Annotated in this window: 14 protein-coding genes and 1 pseudogene; 8 read left to right on the top strand and 7 right to left on the bottom strand. The window is 72.7% G+C overall.

Going from position 1 to position 18567, the window contains the following annotated elements:
- Positions 1-473: 473 nt before the first annotated feature.
- A complete protein-coding gene (locus ABEB09_RS09100) occupies positions 474-2180 on the bottom strand; it encodes an MFS transporter (protein ID WP_345693882.1) in 1707 nt (568 codons plus the stop codon).
- Positions 2181-2282: 102 nt separating this feature from the next.
- Here ABEB09_RS09100 and ABEB09_RS09105 point away from each other — a divergent pair, with 102 nt between their 5' ends.
- Positions 2283-2891, top strand: coding sequence for a TetR/AcrR family transcriptional regulator (locus ABEB09_RS09105; protein WP_345688913.1), 609 nt, complete (start codon positions 2283-2285; stop codon positions 2889-2891).
- 1 nt (position 2892) lies between these two features.
- Positions 2893-3618 (top strand): hypothetical protein, encoded by a 726-nt coding sequence (locus ABEB09_RS09110; protein WP_345688915.1) that lies wholly within the window; start codon positions 2893-2895, stop codon positions 3616-3618.
- On the opposite strand, the gene ABEB09_RS09115 is transcribed toward ABEB09_RS09110, so the two are convergent.
- Together ABEB09_RS09115 and ABEB09_RS09120 are read right to left on the bottom strand one after the other, a co-directional pair.
- On the bottom strand, positions 3543-4781 hold the full coding sequence (locus ABEB09_RS09115; RefSeq protein WP_345688917.1) for a YncE family protein: 1239 nt from the start codon (positions 4779-4781) through the stop codon (positions 3543-3545). The genes ABEB09_RS09110 and ABEB09_RS09115 overlap by 76 nt on opposite strands.
- Positions 4782-4961: 180 nt before the next feature.
- The gene (locus ABEB09_RS09120) at positions 4962-6308 is read right to left on the bottom strand and encodes a cation:dicarboxylate symporter family transporter (RefSeq protein WP_345688919.1); all 1347 of its coding nucleotides are present in this window, start codon (positions 6306-6308) and stop codon (positions 4962-4964) included.
- A gap of 125 nt (positions 6309-6433) precedes the next feature.
- On the opposite strand from ABEB09_RS09120, the pseudogene ABEB09_RS09125 reads away from it, so the two are divergent.
- The 3 genes and pseudogenes from ABEB09_RS09125 to ABEB09_RS09135 all read left to right on the top strand — a co-directional run bounded on the left by ABEB09_RS09125 (position 6434) and on the right by ABEB09_RS09135 (position 9633).
- Positions 6434-8059: pseudogene (locus ABEB09_RS09125) on the top strand (sensor histidine kinase).
- Between the two features lie 53 nt (positions 8060-8112).
- Positions 8113-8799, top strand: a complete 687-nt coding sequence (locus ABEB09_RS09130) for a response regulator (RefSeq protein WP_345688921.1) — start codon at positions 8113-8115, stop codon at positions 8797-8799.
- A 222-nt stretch (positions 8800-9021) separates the two neighbouring features.
- The gene (locus ABEB09_RS09135; protein ID WP_345693883.1) at positions 9022-9633 is read left to right on the top strand and encodes a helix-turn-helix domain-containing protein; all 612 of its coding nucleotides are present in this window, start codon (positions 9022-9024) and stop codon (positions 9631-9633) included.
- A gap of 27 nt (positions 9634-9660) precedes the next feature.
- On the opposite strand, the gene ABEB09_RS09140 is transcribed toward ABEB09_RS09135, so the two are convergent.
- Together ABEB09_RS09140 and ABEB09_RS09145 are read right to left on the bottom strand one after the other, a co-directional pair.
- Positions 9661-10224 carry an RICIN domain-containing protein gene (locus ABEB09_RS09140; protein ID WP_345688923.1) on the bottom strand — a complete coding sequence of 188 codons (564 nt, stop codon included), beginning with the start codon at positions 10222-10224 and terminating at the stop codon, positions 9661-9663.
- Positions 10225-10342: 118 nt separating this feature from the next.
- A complete protein-coding gene (locus ABEB09_RS09145; RefSeq protein WP_345688925.1) occupies positions 10343-11368 on the bottom strand; it encodes an ATP-dependent 6-phosphofructokinase in 1026 nt (341 codons plus the stop codon).
- Between the two features lie 306 nt (positions 11369-11674).
- Between ABEB09_RS09145 and pta the strand changes: the two genes are divergently transcribed.
- From pta to pyk, 3 genes are all read left to right on the top strand, one after another.
- A complete protein-coding gene (gene pta, locus ABEB09_RS09150) occupies positions 11675-13789 on the top strand; it encodes a phosphate acetyltransferase (RefSeq protein WP_345688927.1) in 2115 nt (704 codons plus the stop codon).
- Entirely contained in the window at positions 13786-15036 is a 1251-nt protein-coding gene (locus tag ABEB09_RS09155) for an acetate kinase (RefSeq protein WP_345688929.1), read from the top strand. Before pta ends, ABEB09_RS09155 begins: the two co-directional genes overlap by 4 nt.
- A gap of 125 nt (positions 15037-15161) precedes the next feature.
- On the top strand, positions 15162-16598 hold the full coding sequence (gene pyk / locus ABEB09_RS09160; RefSeq protein WP_345688931.1) for a pyruvate kinase: 1437 nt from the start codon (positions 15162-15164) through the stop codon (positions 16596-16598).
- 87 nt (positions 16599-16685) lie between these two features.
- Here the strand turns inward: pyk and ABEB09_RS09165 are convergent, their stop codons facing one another.
- The gene (locus ABEB09_RS09165) at positions 16686-17984 is read right to left on the bottom strand and encodes a hypothetical protein (protein WP_345688933.1); all 1299 of its coding nucleotides are present in this window, start codon (positions 17982-17984) and stop codon (positions 16686-16688) included.
- Positions 17974-18507, bottom strand: coding sequence for a DUF6114 domain-containing protein (locus tag ABEB09_RS09170; protein WP_345688935.1), 534 nt, complete (start codon positions 18505-18507; stop codon positions 17974-17976). Before ABEB09_RS09170 ends, ABEB09_RS09165 begins: the two co-directional genes overlap by 11 nt.
- Positions 18508-18567 lie beyond the last annotated feature (60 nt).

The following is an 18567-nucleotide window of genomic DNA, read 5'->3' on the forward strand; positions in this document are numbered from 1 at the left end:
TCCGGGGGCGGCCCGGGGGTCACGTGCTCAGATTGGCTCGCTCGGGGCCATGACAGCGAGGCGTCCCAGCACCGCCAATCCTGCGCGCGCGACCCCCGGTCCACCCCCGTCCCGTGCGTGGGCGACTGACCCCCGGTGGGGGGGTGGGGTGGGTGGGTCCGTCCGCCCGTGGGCCGCTCACCCCGGGGGTGGGTGGGTCCGTCCGCCCGTGGGCCGCTCACCCCGGTGGGGGGTGGGTCCGTCCGCCCGTGGGCCGCTCACCCCGGTGGGGGGTGGGTGGGTCCGTCCGCCCGTGGGCCGCTCACCCCAGTGGAGGTGGGTGGATCCGTCCGCCCGTGGGCCGCTCACCCCAGTGGAGGTGGGTGGGTCCGTCCGCCCGTGGGCCGCTCACCCCAGTGGAGGTGGGTGGGTCCGTCCGCCCGTGGGCCGCTCACCCCAGTAGAAGTGGGTGGGTCCGTCCGCCCGTGGGCCGCTCACCCCAGTAGAAGTGGGTGGGTCCGTCCGCCCGTGGGCCGCTCACCCCAGTGGAGGTGGGTGGGGCCACTCAGACCCGTTCCGGTTCCCGTTCCCGGGGGGGTCGCTGCCGGGAGGGGAGCGGACCGCCGTCGCCCCGGCAGCAGCGCGGCCACCAGGAGCGTGCCGGCGCCCAGGATCGTCGCGCCGATCAGGCTCGTGTGGGCCACCGCATCGGCGAACGCGGCGCCGACCGCGTCGGACAACTGACCCGCGCCCCGCAGGAGTCGGGAAGCCGTCTCCGGCTGGGCGTCCAGCAGGGCGCGCCCCTGCTCGGCGATGCCGCCCGCCACGGCGTACCCGGCGCCGACGGAGTCCCGCGCCGCGTCCAGCGCCTCGGCCGGCAGGGCGGACCCGGCGGCCCGGTCGGCGAGGTTCGTCCCGTACGAACCGGCCAGCACGGAGCCCAGGATCGCGATGCCGAGCGAGCCGCCCAGCTCCAGCGACGTGTCGTTGACGGCGCCGCCGACGCCGAGCTGCGACTCGGGGAAGGCGCCCATGATGGCGTCGGTGCAGGGCGACAGGGCCAGGCCTATCGCGAGGCCGAGGACGACGAGCGGGGCGACGAGGTCGCCGTACCCGGAGCCGGCGTCGACGCGGGTGAGCAGCGCCAGGGCGGCGGTGCCGGCGGCCATGCCGGCGGTGACGGTGACCCTCATGCCGAGGCGCGGCGTGAGGAACCCGGTCAGGGCCGACCCGGCGAAGACGGCGCCGGCGAGCGGCAGCATGCGGATTCCGGTCTCCAGCGGGGTGTGGCCGAGGACGAACTGCAGGTGCTGCGTCAGGTAGTAGAAGGCGCCGAAGACGGCGAGGAAGAAGAGCGCGACCGCGAGGTTGGAGCCGGCGAAGCCGCGGTCCAGGAAGCGGCGCACGTCCAGCACGGGCCGCGGGTGGCGCAGCTCCCACAGCACGAAGGCGGCCAGCCCCGCGGCGGCGACGGCCGCGGCGGCCAGCGCCTTGGCGTCCCAGCCGAAGTGCGGGCCCTGGATGATCATGTAGACGAGGGCGCCGGTCCACAGGACGGACAGCAGTCCGCCGACGTAGTCGATGCGGCCCCACGCGGTGGCCTTGGAGGGCGGTACGAGGGAGAGGGCGCCGAGGATCGCGAGTGCGGCGACCGGGACGTTGATCAGGAAGGTGGCGGCCCAGCCGTGGCTCTCCAGCAGCGCGCCGGCGACGAGCGGGCCGGCCGCGATGGCGACGCCGGCGGTGGCGGTCCACAGCAGGATGGCGCGGGCGCGTTCGGCGCGCGGGAACGTGGCCGCGAGCAGCGACAGCGTCGCCGGCATGATCATGGCGGCGCCGACGCCCATGACGGCGCGGGCCGCGATGACGCCGCCCGCGCTGTCGACGAGCGAGCCGGCGACGGATCCGGCGCCGAAGACGACGAGCCCGAGGAGGAGGGCGCCGCGGCGGCTGTACTTGTCGCCGACCGCGCCGAGGAGCAGCATCAGCGCCGCGTACGGGACGGTGTAGCCGTCGATGACCCACTGGAGGTCGGCGCTGGTGAGGCCGAGGTCCCGGGTCATGTCGGGCGCGGCGACGGTGAGGGCGGTGTTGGCCATCACGATGATCAGCAGGCTGAGGCAGAGCACGAGCAGTGCCCACCAGCGCCTGGCGTAGGGCCGGTCCATGGTGTCGACCGGCTCGGTCATGACGAGGCGCATCGCCTGGTCCACCCTTTCGCTTCCACGGTCTTGCACAGGTCTGTGCAATTACACAGCGGTGTGCAATTTACGTGACTGCACAGGCCTGTGCAAAATGAGGCCGTGACATCTACCGGAAGGGCGGACGCCAACCGGCGCCGCATCGAACAGGTCGCCCTCGCCGAACTGCTGCGCGACCCCGACGCGTCCATGGACCAGATCGCCCGCGCGGCGGGGGTCGTCCGCAGGACGGTGTACGGCCACTTCCCCAGCCGTGACGCGCTGATCGCCGCCCTGGTGGACCAGGCGGTCGCGTCGGTGACGGACGCCCACGCGGCGGGGCGGGCGGCGGCGAAGGACCCGGCGGAGGCGGTGGCCCGCGCGGCCCTCGCGGTGTGGGAGATCGCCGACCGCTACCGGCTGCTGGTCTCGCTGGCCCAGCGCAGCGTCACCATGGAGGGCATCCGCGACCGACTGGCCCCGGTGCGCGCCGCGTGCACGGAACTGCTGCGGCACGGCCAGGAGGAGGGCGTCTTCCGCTCGCCCGTGGCGCCGGCCGCGCTGGCGTACGTGCACGAGCAGGTGCTGTTCGGCCTGATGGAGGCCGTCAACGCGGGCGCCCTCACCCCCGAGGAGGCGGGCCCCACGGCCGCGCTCACCATCCTGATCTCGGCGGGGGTCACCCCGGACGAGGCGGAACACATCGTGACGACCGCCCGGTCCGGGACCTGACGTGCGGATCCTCCCCGCCGACGACCCGCTCGGCGGCTTGCGCGCCTGCCTGGAAGCCGACGAGGCGGTCACCGGCCACGAACCGTCCGGCTTCCCGGACCACTGCTGGCTGCTCCACGCCGCCCACGACGCGCACGGCACGCGCGTGCGGTGGAGCGAGCTGCTGGCCCCGTACGGCCGGACGCCGGCGGACTGGGGGCACAACCTCTCGTACCGCATCCTGAGCGAACTGCCGGACCGGCCCACCGGTTTCACCTGGCCCGAGATGGGCACGCCCGACCGTGAGACCCTGCGCCACCTGGTGGACGTTCTGGCGCGGCACAGCCCCCAGGGTGCCGCCACCCCCTGCTTCTGGGTGCAGGCCTGGATCGAGGACGTGGGCGAGCCGGTCACCGCCCGGCTCGGGCGGCTGGACGAGGCGCTCGCCCACCACGACCTCTGCGAGGACCCGGGCCACGCGCCGTACCACTTCCCGGCCCAATGGTGGCCGGACGGACGTGCCTGGTACGTGCTGACGGACTGGGACCTGTCGGCGACCGAGGTGTTCGGCTCGCCGGAGCTGATCGCCGAACTCCTCGGCCACCCCTGGCTGGAGGCCGTACGCCACCCGACCATCGCCGCCGTCGGCGACGCCCCCGTGGGCTGGCGGGACTACCGCGCCTGGCGGGCCGCCAGGCCCGGTAGGGCCGTTGTGGCGACGCGGCCCGCGCGTTCGCGCTGCGGGTAGTCGCCGACCTTGACGCGGGCGACCTCCCGGGCCGTGCGGTAGTCGACGACGGACACCTCGTCGCGGTTGGAGAGGGTGATCCAGCAGTGCGTGCCGCCGGGTCCGGTCACCGTCCAGTAGGGCAGGGAGCCCTGCGGGTAGTGGACGAAGCCGTCGGTGGTCAGGCCGGGGCGGGAGACCACGGCGGTGTAGTCGTCGATGGTCCCGGCCATGCACAGCTTGTCCCGGTCGCCGTTCATGGCCATGCCGTGGTGCGCGGAGTTCTGCGGGTAGTCGTCGGGCTTGAGCGCGGCGCCCGCCGCGCTGAAGGGCATCTCGACGGTCCGTACGGTGCGCCCGGCCTCCAGGTCGTACTCGATGAAGCCGTTCAGATAGGACAGCTGGGCGTACATCGTCTTCCCGTCCGGGGTGATCACGGCGGGGCGGACGCCCTTGTCGAAGGTGTACTTCCGGACCACCTTCAGCGTGCGGGCGTCGGCGACGGTGACCTGCTTGGTGCCCTTGAGGAAGTCGAGGGCCTTGGGGAGGGACGTGACGCCGATGGACATGTTGTAGATGAGGGAGCCGTCGGCGGAGTAGATGTTCTCGTGCGGGTAGGTGCCGGTCGGGAACTCGCCCGTGATCCGGCCCGTGGCCGTGTCGAGTGTCTGCGCCTTGGCGGCCGTGATGGCCGAGACGACGAACGTGGAGCCGTCCGCGGAGAGCGCCGCGTGGTCGGCCTTGAACCCGTCGAGGTGCGTGCGCCACAGCTGGCGGCCGGTCGCGACGTCGTACGCGGCGGCGTCGCCGAGGTTGCCGCGCGAGACGTACAGGGTGCGGCCGTCGGGCGACAGGTGGGCGTCGTCGACGAACTTGTCGCCGCCCGCCTGCTGCTTGACCACCTCGTACGCGGCCCTGCGGATCGGGTCCATGCCGGCCAGGATCTCGTCGAGGTCGGGGACGACGTCGAGCGTGCCGAGGGTCTGGTAGGTGCGGGCGTCGAGGAAGCTCACCGTGCCGTCGGCGCTGTTGCCGACGAGCACGACGTCCCGCAGGGCGGCGGAGTCCGCCGCCGCGGGCGCCTCGGGCTCACCGGCGGACGCGGGGCCGGCGGCGGAGAGGGCCGGGAGGGTGAGGGCGAGGGAGAGGGCGAGCACGGACAGCGGACGGGCCATACGTGACATGGGGGGGTCCCTTCGCACGAGTGCGGCGGATGACGGCGGTCGACGGCAATGGAAGGCATGCACATGCCATGCCCCTCGCATGTTACCGGCGGTACGCCGAACGGGAACCGCGCGGGAACCAGGCCTCGGCCCGGTTCCCGCGCGGCTCCCCGCCCGGCACCCCTCGCGGGTGGTCGTCCGTCAGACCTTGGCGGGCTCCGCCGCCTCGGCCGGCTCCTGCTCCTGCGGCCGCGCCGGGGCGTGGTCGTCGACGAGGGTCGTCTCGTCGAACGGCGCCCGGCCGGCCAGCACCTCGGACACCCGCGCCTTGTCGATCTCCTTGGTCCACGTACCGATGAGGACCGTGGCGACCGCGTTGCCCGCGAAGTTCGTCAGGGCGCGCGCCTCGCTCATGAAGCGGTCGATGCCGACGATCAGGCCGACGCCGTCGAGCAGCGCGGGCTTGTGCGACTGGAGGCCGCCGGCCAGCGTGGCCAGGCCGGCGCCGGTGACACCGGCCGCGCCCTTCGAGGCGATGATCATGAAGACGAGGAGCGAGATCTGCTCGCCGATCGCCAGCGGCTGGCCCATCGCCTCGGCGACGAAGAGCGAGGCCATCGTCAGGTAGATGGCGGTGCCGTCCAGGTTGAAGGAGTAGCCGGTCGGCACGGTGATGCCGACGACGGGCTTGCTGACGCCCAGGTGCTCCATCTTCGCGATGAGCCGCGGCAGCGCCGACTCCGACGACGAGGTGGACAGGATCAGCAGGAACTCGCGGCCCAGGTACTTGAACAGCGACAGCACGTTGACTCCGGCGACCACCCGCAGCAGCGTGCCCAGCACCAGGAAGACGAACAGCGCGCAGGTGACGTAGAAGCCGATCATGATGACGGCGAGGGACTTCAGCGCGTCCACACCGGTGGAGCCGACCACGGCCGCGATCGCGCCGAACGCGCCGACCGGCGCGGCCCACATGATCATCGCCAGGATGCGGAAGACCAGCCGCTGGATGTGCTCGATGCCCCGGAGCACCGGCTCGCCGGTGCGGCCCATGGCCTGCAGCGCGAAGCCCGCGAGCAGCGCGACCAGCAGCGTCTGGAGGACCTCGCCCTCGGTGAACGCCGAGACGAGGGTCTTGGGGATGACCCCGAGGAGGAAGTCCACGGTCGACTCGCTCGCGCCCTCGGCCTGCTGGGCGCCCGCCTCGCGCGTCGCGTCGGTGATGTGCAGCCCGGAGCCCGGCTCCAGCACGTTGCCGACGAGCAGGCCGATGCCGAGCGCGATGGTCGACATGACCATGAAGTAGGCCAGGGCGAGACCGCCGACCGCGCCCACCTTGGCGGCCTTGCGCACGGAACCGACGCCCAGCACGATCGTGCAGAAGATGACCGGCGAGATCATCATCTTGATCAGGGCGACGAATCCGGTGCCGAGCGGCTTCAGCTCCTTGGCGACGTCGGGCGCGGCGAAGCCGACGGCGATGCCGAGTACGACCGCCGCGATGACGGCCAGATAGAGATAGTGGGTGCGTTCCCGTCGTGCGGCCACGGGATCCTCCTCGTCGAGTTCCGTCCACGTCCCGGTGGATCCCCGCGACTATCCATCACGCTTGTGACACCGGTCACCGTTGCGTACGTTTCGTTCACACGTTTTCGGACAGGCAGACTTACCGCATGCGCACACCCCGCCCCCGGATACCCCGGACTCCCCGGTTCCGGGCCTTTCCCGCAGCCTCGCCGGCCAGCTCTTCGCGATGCAGGTCGTGCTCGTGGCGGCGATCGTGGCCGGGTGCGCCCTCTTCGCGTACGTCACCGACCGCTCCCAGGCGGAGGAGACCGCCCGCCGCCAGGCGACGGCGACCGCGACCGCCGTCGCCCGCTCCCCGTCGGTCGCCGCCGCCGTCCGCTCCGCCGACCCCACCGCCGCGCTCCAGCCCTACGCGCAGGCCCTGACCGGCGACCACGGCGTGACCTTCGTCGTGATCATGGCGCCGGACGGCACCCGCTGGACGCACCCCGAGCCGGGCCGGATCGGACAGACGTATCTCGGCCACATCGACGTGGCGCTGCGCGGCGAGACGTACTCGGAGACGTACCGCGGGACGCTCGGCCCGTCGGTGCGGACCGTGGCCCCGGTGCTCGAAGGGGACCGGGTGGTCGCCCTGGTCAGCGCCGGCATCACCATCGACCGGATCAGCGAGCAGATGCGCCGCCAGGTCACGGCGCTGCTGTGGGTCGCGGGCGCCGCACTGGCGCTCGGCGGCCTCGGCACGTACGTCATCAACGCCCGGCTGCGGCGCCATACGCACGGGATGAACGCGGCGAGCTGAGCCGGCTGCACGACTACCACGAGGCCGCGCTGCACGCCGTGCGCGAGGGCCTGGTGATGCTGGACGGGCAGCGGCGGATCGCGCTGATCAACGACGGGGCCGGGAGCTGCTGGGCCTGGGCACGGACGCGGTGGGCGCCCGGGTGGCCGAGCTGGGCCTGCCGCCGTCGCTGACCGGGGCGCTGCTGTCGTCCGAGCCACGGGAGGACGAGCTGCACCTGACGGCCGACCGGGTGCTGGTGGTGTCCACCCGCCCGGTGGTCGGCGGCGAGCGGCGCGGCACGGTGGTCACGCTGCGGGACCACACCGAACTCCAGGCGCTCTCCGGCGAGCTGGACTCGGAGCGCGGCTTCACCCAGGCGCTGCGCGCGCAGGCGCACGAGGCGGCGAACCGGCTGCACACGGTGGTGTCGCTGATCGAACTGGGCCGTGCGCAGGAGGCCGTGGACTTCGCGACGGCCGAGCTGGAGCTGGCGCAGGAGCTGACCGACCGGGTGGTGGACGCGGTCGGCGAGCCGGTGCTCGCGGCGCTGCTGCTGGGCAAGTCGGCGCAGGCGAGCGAGCGGGGCGTGGAGCTGCTGCTGACCGGGGACAGCCATATCGACGACGGGGTCCTGCCGCGTACGCTGCCCCCGCGCGACCTGGTGACGATCCTGGGCAACCTCATCGACAACGCCCTGGAGGCGGCGCAGGGCTCGGCGGACGCCCGGGTCACGGTGACGGCCCGCGCCGACGGCGGCGAACTGCTGCTGCGGGTGGCCGACAGCGGGCCCGGCGTGCCGCCGGACGACTCCGAGGCGGTGTTCCGGCGCGGCTGGTCCACGCGCGGCGACGGGCGCGGCATCGGGCTCGCCCTCGTGCGCCAGGCGGCCCACCGGGGGCGCGGGACCGTGGAGCTGGGCCGCGGGCCGGAGGGCGGCGCGGAGTTCACCGTACGGCTGCCGCTGACGGTGCGGCCGGTGGCGTCATGAGCGCGGGAGGCGGCGTCATGGGTACGGGAGGCGGGGGTACGGGAGGCGGCGTCATGGGCGGTGAGCCCATCAGGGTGCTGGTCGTCGAGGACGACCCGGTCGCTGCGGACGCGCACGCGCTGTACACGGGCCGGGTGCCCGGCTTCCGGGTCGTCGGCGTCGTCCACTCGCGGACCGCGGCTGTGCGGACACTGGAGCGGACGCCGGTCGACCTGATCCTGCTCGACCTGTACCTGCCGGACGGGCACGGGCTGCAGCTGCTGCGCTCGCTGCGGGCCGCGGGGCACTCCGCCGATGTGATCGCGGTGACGTCGGCGCGCGATCTGGCGATCGTGCGGGAGGGCGTGTCGCTGGGCGTCGTGCAGTACGTGCTGAAGCCGTTCACCTTCGCCACGCTGCGGGACCGGCTGACCCGGTACGCGGAGTTCCGGGCGGCGGAGGGCGAGGCGTCCGGCCAGGACGAGGTCGACCGGGCGCTGAGCGCCCTGCGCTCGCCGCAGCCGGCCGCGCTGCCCAAGGGGCTCAGCGGGCCGACGCTGACCGCGGTCACCCGCACCCTGCGGGAGGCGGCGGGCGGGCTGACCGCCGCGGAGGCGGGTGCGGCGGTGGGCATCTCGCGGATCACCGCCCGGCGCTATCTGGAGCACCTGGTGACGGCGGGGCGGGCCGAGCGCAGCCCGCAGTACGGCCAGATCGGGCGTCCGGAGCTGCAGTACCGCTGGATCAGCGGCAGCCGCTGAGGCCCTCGGCCTTGATCCGGATCCATTCCACTGACATATTCTTTAATTACCTATGAGTAGGGGCGATCTGGACGTTCCTCCAACATTCGGCGTTGGTTGAACGCACCGTAGCCATCTGTAACCCTGCGCACCTAGCTTGTGCGCGTGCACCCGTCTCCCCTGTCCTCCCCGACTCCCCCGTTCAACGCCCTGGCCGCGCGTCGGCTGCGCGAGGGCCTGGGTATGCAACCCGGCCACGTCGCGTACGGCCTGCGCGCGCAGTACGGCCTGAACGTTCCGCCCGAGACCGTCGTCGCGTGGGAACGCGGACACGCCAGGCCCGACACCCGTGAGCTGACCGCCCTCGCCGGCGTCCTCTGGTGCTCCCCGGGCGAGCTGCTGTCGGCCGCCACGACGCTGCGCGAACACCGGCTGGCCGTGGGGCTCGCCCCGGAGGACCTGGCCCGCCGGATCGGCGTCGACGCCAAGGCGTACCTGAAGATGGAGGAGTCCGGCCGCTGGCGGGGCAACGAACGCCAGACCGCCGCGCTCGCCGAGGCGCTGGGCCTCGGCCCGCGCGAGCTGCTCGCGGCGACCGGCAAGGACGCCGAGCTGGCCGAGGTGCTGCGGGACGCGGCGACGACGCGCTGGCAGGCGTACGTACGGGCGGCGGCGAAGCTGCTGCCGATGCGGCGGGACCACCTGGAGGACGTGCTCCAGCAGCTGCACGCGGACTACCAGGCCCGCATGGTCGCCACGTTCAGCTGGGGGGAGACGGGCGGCAGCGGCGGGGAGGCCGGGCGCGAGTACCTGGACCGGATCGTCGACCACTTCTGGGCGCTGGCGAGGCTGTAGGCCGTGTCCGCGCGGGGACGGGCGCGGTCAGCGGTCGAAGCCGAACAGCTGGCCCGTCCCGTCGCGCGCGCAGGGCTGCTGGACGACGGGCGCACCGGAGTCGCGGGAGGCGTCCCGCACCGTGACGCACAGCCCCGAGTCGGCCACCCGGATCAGATGGCCGCGCACCGGGCGGCCCAGCGACTCGATCCGGAACGCCTCGCGCAGCGCACGCGGGCCACAGGCGGCGCCCACGAGCGGGGCGCCGTCCTCCCGGGCGTCGACGCCCAGGCAGCGGCCGCCGTTCTCGGGGTGGCCGGCCACGATCTGCCAGAAGCCACCGGGCAGCGGCTCCAGCGCGTACCGGGGCGCCTCCGCCGCCGCGCAGGGCGCCTGCCGGACGCCGCCGCCGTCCGCTGCGGGCCGCTCGTCGAGGCACAGCCCCGAGTGGACGGCCCGGACCCGCACCGCGCCGGGGACCGGCGGGGCGACGTCCCGGTGCGCGGCCTCGTCGGTGCCCGACAGGAACGTCACCACGGTGGTCAGAGCCACCACGAGCGTGGCGCCCGCGAGGAGCGGCACGATCCGCCGCGCCGGCCCCTCGTCCCGCATCCGCGCTCACCCCGCACCTCGGCCGTGTCCACGACAGCCGCCAGCCTGGTCGCCCCGGGGCGAGCGCTCAAGACCGGATCCGGCCGCGCCCGGAGGCGCGGCGGTCCGCCCCAGAGGCTCAGAAGACCGACTCCGCCTCCAGCATCCGGTCCTCCGGCACGGTCTTGAGCCGGGTCGTCGCGTCCGCGAGCGGCGCCATCGTGATCGTCGTGCCGCGCAGCGCGGTCATCTTGCCGAAGTCGCCCCGGTGCGCGGCCTCCACCGCGTGCCAGCCGAACCGGGTGGCCAGGACGCGGTCGTACGCCGTGGGCGTGCCGCCGCGCTGCACATGGCCGAGGATGACCGGGCGGGCCTCCTTGCCGAGCCGCTTCTCCAGCTCCTTGGCGAGCCGGTTGCCGATGCCCTGGAAGCGCTCGTGACCGTACTGGTCGATCTCGCCCTTGCGGTACTCCATCGAGCCCTCGGCGGGGTGCGCGCCCTCGGCGACGCAGACCACCGCGAACTTCTTGCCGCGCGCGAAGCGCTCCTCGACCATCTTGACCAGGTCGTCCACCTGGAAGGGCCGCTCGGGCAGGCAGATGCCGTGGGCGCCGCCGGCCATGCCGGACTCCAGGGCGATCCAGCCGGCGTGACGGCCCATCACCTCGACGACCATGACCCGCTGGTGGGACTCGGCGGTGGTCTTGAGACGGTCTATGGCCTCCGTGGCCACCATGACGGCCGTGTCGAAGCCGAAGGTGCGGTCGGTGGCGGAGATGTCGTTGTCGATGGTCTTCGGGACGCCCACGACGGGCATCCCGGCGTCGGACAGCATGCGCGCGGCGGTCAGCGTGCCCTCGCCGCCGATGGGGATGAGGACGTCGATCCCGTACCGCCGCTGCAACTCGCCGCAGTTCTCGGCCGCTTCGCGCAGCCGGGAGCGCTCCAGGCGGGCGGAGCCGAGGATGGTGCCGCCACGGGCGAGGATGCCGCTGACCGCGTTGAGGTCGAGGGGCCGGTAGTGGCCGTCGAGGAGGCCCTTGAAGCCGTCCTCGAAGCCGATGACTTCGTCGCCGTGGCCGGCGAGCGCACGGTGCACGACCGACCGGATCACTGCGTTCAGGCCGGGGCAGTCGCCGCCTGCGGTGAGAACTCCGATGCGCATCGTGCTCTGTCTCCTGCTCAGTAGTCGTACGGGTGAGCCTTCCCGGATTGTCCCACGGAGGGCCGGAGCGCCGCGCTGTCGGCCACTCGTCCGAAGGACCCGTGACCGGCCGCTCGTCCTGGTGTTCCCCGTACGAACACCCGGCAAGCGCTCTACCCACTCACGGAGGTATTGTCAAGGGGGTATGACCGCCACCCGTGGGGTGTTTTTTCGCCGACGTGGAGTACGGCGGCCAGGTGCGGTACGCCGTCGGGTGCGGTACGGCGACCGGGACGAAGACTCGTTTGACAGGCAGGAGAGCAGGGCGTGGCGCGCAGCGTGTACGTGACCGGGATCGACCGCGGGGACGGCCGCCAGGTCGTGGAGCTGGGAGTCATGGAACTCCTCACCCGCCAGGTGGACCGGGTGGGGGTCTTCCGCCCGCTGATGCACGACGGCCCCGACCGTCTCTTCGACCTGCTGCGCGCCCGGTACCGGCTGTCGCAGGACCCGGCGACCGTCTACGGCATGCACTACCTGGAGGCGGCCGCGCTCCAGGCCGAGCAGGGCACGGACGCGCTGGTGTCCGTACTGGTGGAGCGGTTCCACGCGGTGGCGCGGGACTACGAGGTCGTACTGGTGCTCGGCACGGACTTCGCCGCCACGCAGCTGCCGGACGAACTGGCGCTCAACGCGCGTCTGGCCAACGAGTTCGGCGCGTCCGTGATCCCGGTCGTGGGCGGCAAGGGCCGGCCCGCGGAGTCGGTGCGGGCGGAGACGCGCAACGCGTACCGGGCGTACGAGGCCCTGGGCTGCGACGTGCTGGCGATGGTCGCCAACCGGGTCGCGCCGGAGGACCGTGAGGCGATAGCCGAGCGGCTGGCGGCCCGCCTCCCCGTGCCCTGCTACGTGCTCCCCGACGAGCCGGCCCTGGCCGCGCCGACCGTCGCGCAGATCACCCAGGCGCTCGGCGCCCGGGTCGTGCTGGGCGACGACTCGGGCCTGGCCCGGGACGCCCTGGACTTCGTGTTCGGCGGCGCCATGCTGCCGAACTTCCTCAACGCCCTGACCCCGGGCTGCCTGGTGGTCACCCCCGGCGACCGCGCCGACCTGGTGGTGGGCGCCCTGGCCGCGCACTCGGCCGGTACGCCGCCCATCGCGGGTGTGCTGCTGACGCTGAACGAGCAGCCGAGCCAGGAGATCCTCACGCTGGCCGCCCGGCTGGCGCCCGGCACCCCGGTGATCGCGGTGAGCGGCACCAGCTTCCCGACCGCGCAGGAGCTGTTCGCGCTGGAGGGGAAGATGAACGCGGCGACCCCGCGCAAGGCGGAGACCGCGCTCGGACTGTTCGAGCGCCACGTGGACACCGCCGACCTGCTGAAGCGGATCTCCGTGGCCCGCAGCAGCCGGGTCACGCCGATGATGTTCGAGCACGAGCTGCTGGAGCAGGCGCGGGCCGACCGCCGCCGGGTCGTCCTGCCGGAGGGTGCCGAGGAGCGGGTGCTGCGGGCCGCCGACGTCCTCATCCGCCGCGACGTGTGCGACCTGACGCTGCTGGGCGACCCCGAGGTCATCCGCAAGCGGGCCGCCGACCTGAGCATCGACCTGTCGGGCGCGCAGCTGATCGACCCGGCCACGTCCGAGCTGCGGCAGCGGTTCGCGGAGCGGTACGCGGCGCTGCGCGCGCACAAGGGCGTCTCGGTGGAGCTGGCGTACGACGTGGTGTCGGACGTGAACTACTTCGGCACGCTGATGGTCGAGGAGGGCCTGGCGGACGGCATGGTGTCGGGCTCGGTCCACTCGACGGCCGCGACGATCCGCCCGGCGTTCGAGATCATCAAGACGAAGCCGGAGGCGTCGATCGTCTCCTCCGTGTTCTTCATGTGCCTCGCCGACGAGGTACTGGTGTACGGCGACTGCGCGGTGAACCCGGACCCCGACGCGGAGCAGCTGGCGGACATCGCGGTGCAATCGGCGGCCACCGCGGCCCGCTTCGGCGTCGAGCCGCGGATCGCGATGCTGTCGTACTCGACCGGCACGTCGGGGTCCGGCGCGGACGTCGACAAGGTGCGCGAGGCGACGAAGCTGGTGCGCGCGTCGCACCCGGACCTGCGGATCGAGGGCCCGATCCAGTACGACGCGGCGGTGGAGCCGTCCGTCGCGGCGACGAAGCTGCCGGACTCGGAGGTGGCGGGCCGGGCGACGGTCCTGATCTTCCCGGACCTGAACACCGGCAACAACACGTACAAGGCCGTGCAGCGCTCGGCCGGCGCCGTGGCCGTCGGGCCGGTGCTCCAGGGCCTGCGCAAGCCGGTGAACGACCTGTCGCGCGGCGCGCTCGTCAGCGACATCGTGAACACGGTGGCGATCACCGCCATCCAGGCGCAGGCCGTTCCCACCCCCTCCGCCCAGGCGCAGGCCGCCCCTTCCCCCACCGCATGACCGGCTCACCCTCCCCTCGCACAGAAAGCACCGCACCCGTGACCAGCGCCACCCGCGTCCTCGTCCTCAACTCCGGCTCGTCGTCGGTGAAGTACCAGCTCCTCGACATGGCCGACGGCTCACGCCTGGCGGTCGGGCTCGTGGAGCGGATCGGCGAGGCGACCTCGCGCCTGGTCCACACGCCGCTCGCGGCCGGCGGCGAGAAGCGGGAGCGCACGGGCCCGATCGCCGATCACGCGGCGGCCCTGAAGGCGGTCGCGGAGGAGCTGGCCGCGGACGGGCTCGGCCTGGACTCGCCGGAGCTGGCCGCCATCGGCCACCGGGTGGTGCACGGCGGGCTCAGGTTCTCCGCGCCCACGGTGATCACCGACGAGGTGCTGGCGGAGGTGGAGCGGCTGGTGCCGGTGGCCCCGCTGCACAACCCGGCGAACATCACCGGTATCCGCACGGCGCAGGCGCTGCGCCCGGACCTGCCGCAGGTGGCGGTGTTCGACACGGCGTTCCACACGACGATGCCGGAGTACGCGGCCCGGTACGCGATCGACACGGAGACCGCGGACGCGCACCGGATCCGCCGGTACGGCTTCCACGGCACGTCGCACGCGTACGTCTCGCGCGAGACGGCGCGGCTGCTGGGCAAGGACCCGTCCGAGGTGAACGTGATCGTGCTGCACCTGGGCAACGGGGCGTCCGCGTCGGCGGTGGCCGGCGGGCGGTGCGTGGACACGTCGATGGGCCTGACGCCGCTGGAGGGCCTGGTGATGGGCACCCGCTCCGGCGACATCGACCCGGCGGTGACGTTCCACCTCAAGCGGGTGGCCGGAATGTCGGTGGACGAGATCGACGCGCTGCTGAACAAGAAGAGCGGTCTGGTCGGCCTGTGCGGCGACAACGACATGCGGGAGATCCGCCGGCGGATCGACGAGGGCGACGAGCGGGCGCGGCTGGCCTTCGACATTTACATCCACCGGCTGAAGAAGTACATCGGTGCGTACTACGCGGTGCTCGGGCGGGTGGACGCGGTGGCGTTCACGGCGGGTGTGGGTGAGAACGCGGCCCCGGTGCGGGAAGCTGCTGTGGCGGGGCTGGAGGGTCTTGGCCTGGCGGTGGACGCCGGGCGCAACGCCGTACGGTCCGGTGAGCCGCGGCTGATCTCGCCCGAGGGTGCGCGCGTGGCGGTGGCGGTGGTCCCGACGGACGAGGAACTGGAGATCGCACGGCAGACCTACTCACTGGTCACCAACTGAATACTCCGTATTTCACCGGAATTCCACCGGCCCCGAGTGGAACTCGACTGAGCGACCCCCCGCCCATTTGTACATTCCACCAGACGGAATATTCCGCACTGAAACAAACCGATAGGATCCGCCTTATGCGCCGTTCCAAAATCGTCTGCACACTGGGCCCCGCCGTCGACTCCTACGAGCAGCTGAAAGCGCTCATCGAGGCCGGCATGAACGTGGCCCGTTTCAACATGAGCCACGGAACCCACGCTGAGCACGAGGAGCGGTACCACCGCCTCCGCAAGGCGGCCGGGGACACCGGCCACGCGGTGGGCGTGCTGGCCGACCTCCAGGGTCCGAAGATCCGTCTGGAGACGTTCGCCGAGGGCCCGGTCGAGCTGGTCCGCGGCGACGAGTTCACCATCACCACCGAGGACGTCCCGGGCGACAAGTCGATCTGCGGCACCACGTACAAGGGCCTGCCGGGCGATGTCGCCAAGGGCGACCAGATCCTCATCAACGACGGCAACGTCGAGCTGAAGGTCCTGGAGGTGGACGGCCCCCGGGTCAAGTCCATCGTCATCGAGGGCGGGGTCATCTCCGACCACAAGGGCATCAACCTGCCGGGCGCGGCGGTCAACGTCCCCGCCCTGTCCGAGAAGGACGTCGAGGACCTGCGCTTCGCCCTGCGGATGGGCTGCGACATGGTCGCGCTGTCCTTCGTGCGGGACGCCAACGACGTCAAGGACGTCCACAAGGTGATGGACGAGGTGGGCCGCCGGGTCCCGGTCATCGCCAAGGTGGAGAAGCCGCAGGCGGTCGCCAACATGCAGGACGTCGTGATGGCGTTCGACGGTGTGATGGTGGCGCGTGGCGACCTGGCCGTCGAGTACCCGCTCGAGAAGGTCCCGATGGTGCAGAAGCGGCTCATCGAGCTCTGCCGCCGCAACGCCAAGCCGGTGATCGTGGCGACCCAGATGATGGAGTCGATGATCACCAACTCGCGCCCGACCCGCGCCGAGGCCTCCGACGTCGCCAACGCCATCCTCGACGGCGCCGACGCGGTCATGCTCTCCGCCGAGTCGTCGGTCGGCGCGTACCCGATCGAGACGGTCAAGACCATGTCGAAGATCGTCGCCGCGGCGGAGGAGGAGCTGCTCGCCAAGGGCCTCCAGCCGCTGGTCCCCGGCAAGAAGCCGCGTACGCAGGGCGGCTCGGTCGCCCGCGCGGCCTGCGAGATCGCGGACTTCCTGAACGGCAAGGCACTGATCGCCTTCACCAAGTCCGGCGACACGGCCCGCCGGCTGTGCCGCTACCGGGCGGAGCAGCCGATCCTGGCCTTCACCACGGACGTGGCGACCCGCAACCAGCTCACGCTCAGCTGGGGCGTCGAGTCGTTCGTCGTCCCGCACGTGGACAACACCGACGCGATGGTCGACCTGGTCGACGCCGAGCTGCTGAAGCTCCAGCGCTACAACGCCGGCGACCTGATGGTCATCACCGCCGGCTCGCCCCCCGGCGTCCCGGGCACGACCAACATGGTCCGCGTCCACCACCTGGGCGGCGCCGCGGCCACCCAGGCCTGACGCCGGCTCGTACGACGAGGGCGGCACCCCGGTCCGTACGGATCCGGGGTGCCGCCCTCCGTTTCGTGCGGGTGTCGCGCCGCGGCGTCAGCCCTCGATGAAGTTGTGCAGGCCCGGGACCGTGAGGGTGCCGCCGAACTGGCCCGCCTGGGTGACCTTGGCGTTGGTGAAGAACGCGAAGGGCACGTCCAGCGGGGGCGGCGTCTGCGGGCTGAAGGTGATCGGGATGATGCCGAAGAGGTTGCCCTTCAGCTCCTCCGTGTACATCGTCACCGTGCCGTTCCGCATCGTCGAGGTGGACCCCGGACGGGACGTCACATGGCCGGTGCGGCCCTCACTGTGGACCGTGAGCTGGTGCAGGTCCTTGATGTCGACCTCGCTCGCGGTGAACTTCAGCACCTTCTTGATCTTGCCACTGCCGGTCTGCACCTCGACGATGCCGTGGTACTTCAGGCCGCGCAGGGTGAGCAGGGTGCTCTCCAGCCGCCACGGCTCGTCCGGGAGCAGCGGGATGCCCGGCTCCAGCTCCGCGGCCGCGAGGGCCTCCGGGTCGGCGGTGGGGCACGGGAAGCGGGGCTTCGCGCCGTCGGGGATGTCCTCGTCCTTCTTGGGGTCGAGTCCCTTGACGTCCTCGGGCAGCTCCTCGACCTCGGCGCCCGCCCGTTCGGCGGCGTCCTTGATCGCTTCCTTGGTCTCGTCGAGCTTCTCGTCCGCCTGCCCGGCGCCGGACCCGGCCGTCGGCTTCACCGTCGGGGCCGTGGTGGGCGCGGTGGTCGGGGCCGTGGTCGGCGCGTCCGGGGCCGGGGCGCTCGTGGAGGGCGCCGGGGCCTGCGTCGGCTGTTGGCCGGTCAGGCCGTCCAGTACGCCCTTGATGGCGTCGCCGACGCCCAGCGGGTCCAGCGGGTTGCGCGTCCCCGTGGGCGTGGGGGTGGGCGTCGTGGCGGGGGCGGGTGCCGTGCCGGTCTTCGGCGCGGTGGTCGCGCTCGCCGACGGGGACGCGGACGGGGACGCGGACGGTGTGGGCTCCGCGGTCTGCGACGCGCTCGGGGACGGCGTGGGCGACGGCGTCGCGGACGGCGAGGCCGACGCCGACTCGGAGGCCGACGGGGTCGGCTCCGCCGACTGGGCGGGCTCGTCGGACTGGGTCACGCACGGGCCCGGCGCGAACGGGATGTCCTTCTCGTCGGCGATGGCGGGCCGGGGCGTGAGGCTCATGCCGACGAGCACGGCCGTGGGCATGGCGGCCAGGGCGAGGGCCTTGCCCGCCGGTGCCTGGAGCTTGGTCAGCAGCGACTTGCGGGGAGCCGCGTGGCGCGGCCCCTTCCTCGGCCGGCCGGGCTCGACCTCACCCCCGGCCGCAGTCGGCTGCGTTTCGTCACCCCGCACTGTTCCTCCCGCCGTTGGCGTCGACAGTCGTTCCGGTGTCGTACATGGGGCCGAAGTCCTCGGCCGGCTCGGCCCTCTGCTGGGGGACCGTGGCCTCCGCGCGCTCCTCGGGCTCGTCGCCCTGCGGCTCGCCCGGCGCCCAGGAGATGGAGAGGGCGCCGCCGACCAGGGCCAGCAGGAAGCCGATGACGAAGCCGCCCAGGTTCGCGACCGGGATGGACACCAGGGCGAGCAGGATCGAGGCGACGCCCGCGAAGATGCGTACGGCCTGCTGGAACCACATGGTCAGCCCCAGGGTGACCAGCAGGACGCCGATGATCAGCGACCCGGCGCCCGCGGTGGTCGCCATCGAGAGGGTCATCTGCCCGAGCTGGAGGGTCGCGTACGGGAAGTAGGCGATGGGGATTCCGCCCAGCAGGGTGAACAGTCCCGCCCAGAAGGGCCGGCTACCCCGCCAGTCACGGAACCGCCTCTTGAAGACGCGAAGGTAGTGCTCGTTCTGCTCCGGTGACTCGGCGCTCATGGAAAGCTCCCTGGAACTGGCTTTGCTGTACGAAGAGGGAGACGGGTGGGCGTGGCCGCT

This window comes from Streptomyces coeruleoprunus, assembly GCF_039542925.1.
In the GTDB taxonomy this organism is placed as follows: Bacteria; Actinomycetota; Actinomycetes; order Streptomycetales; family Streptomycetaceae; genus Streptomyces; species Streptomyces coeruleoprunus.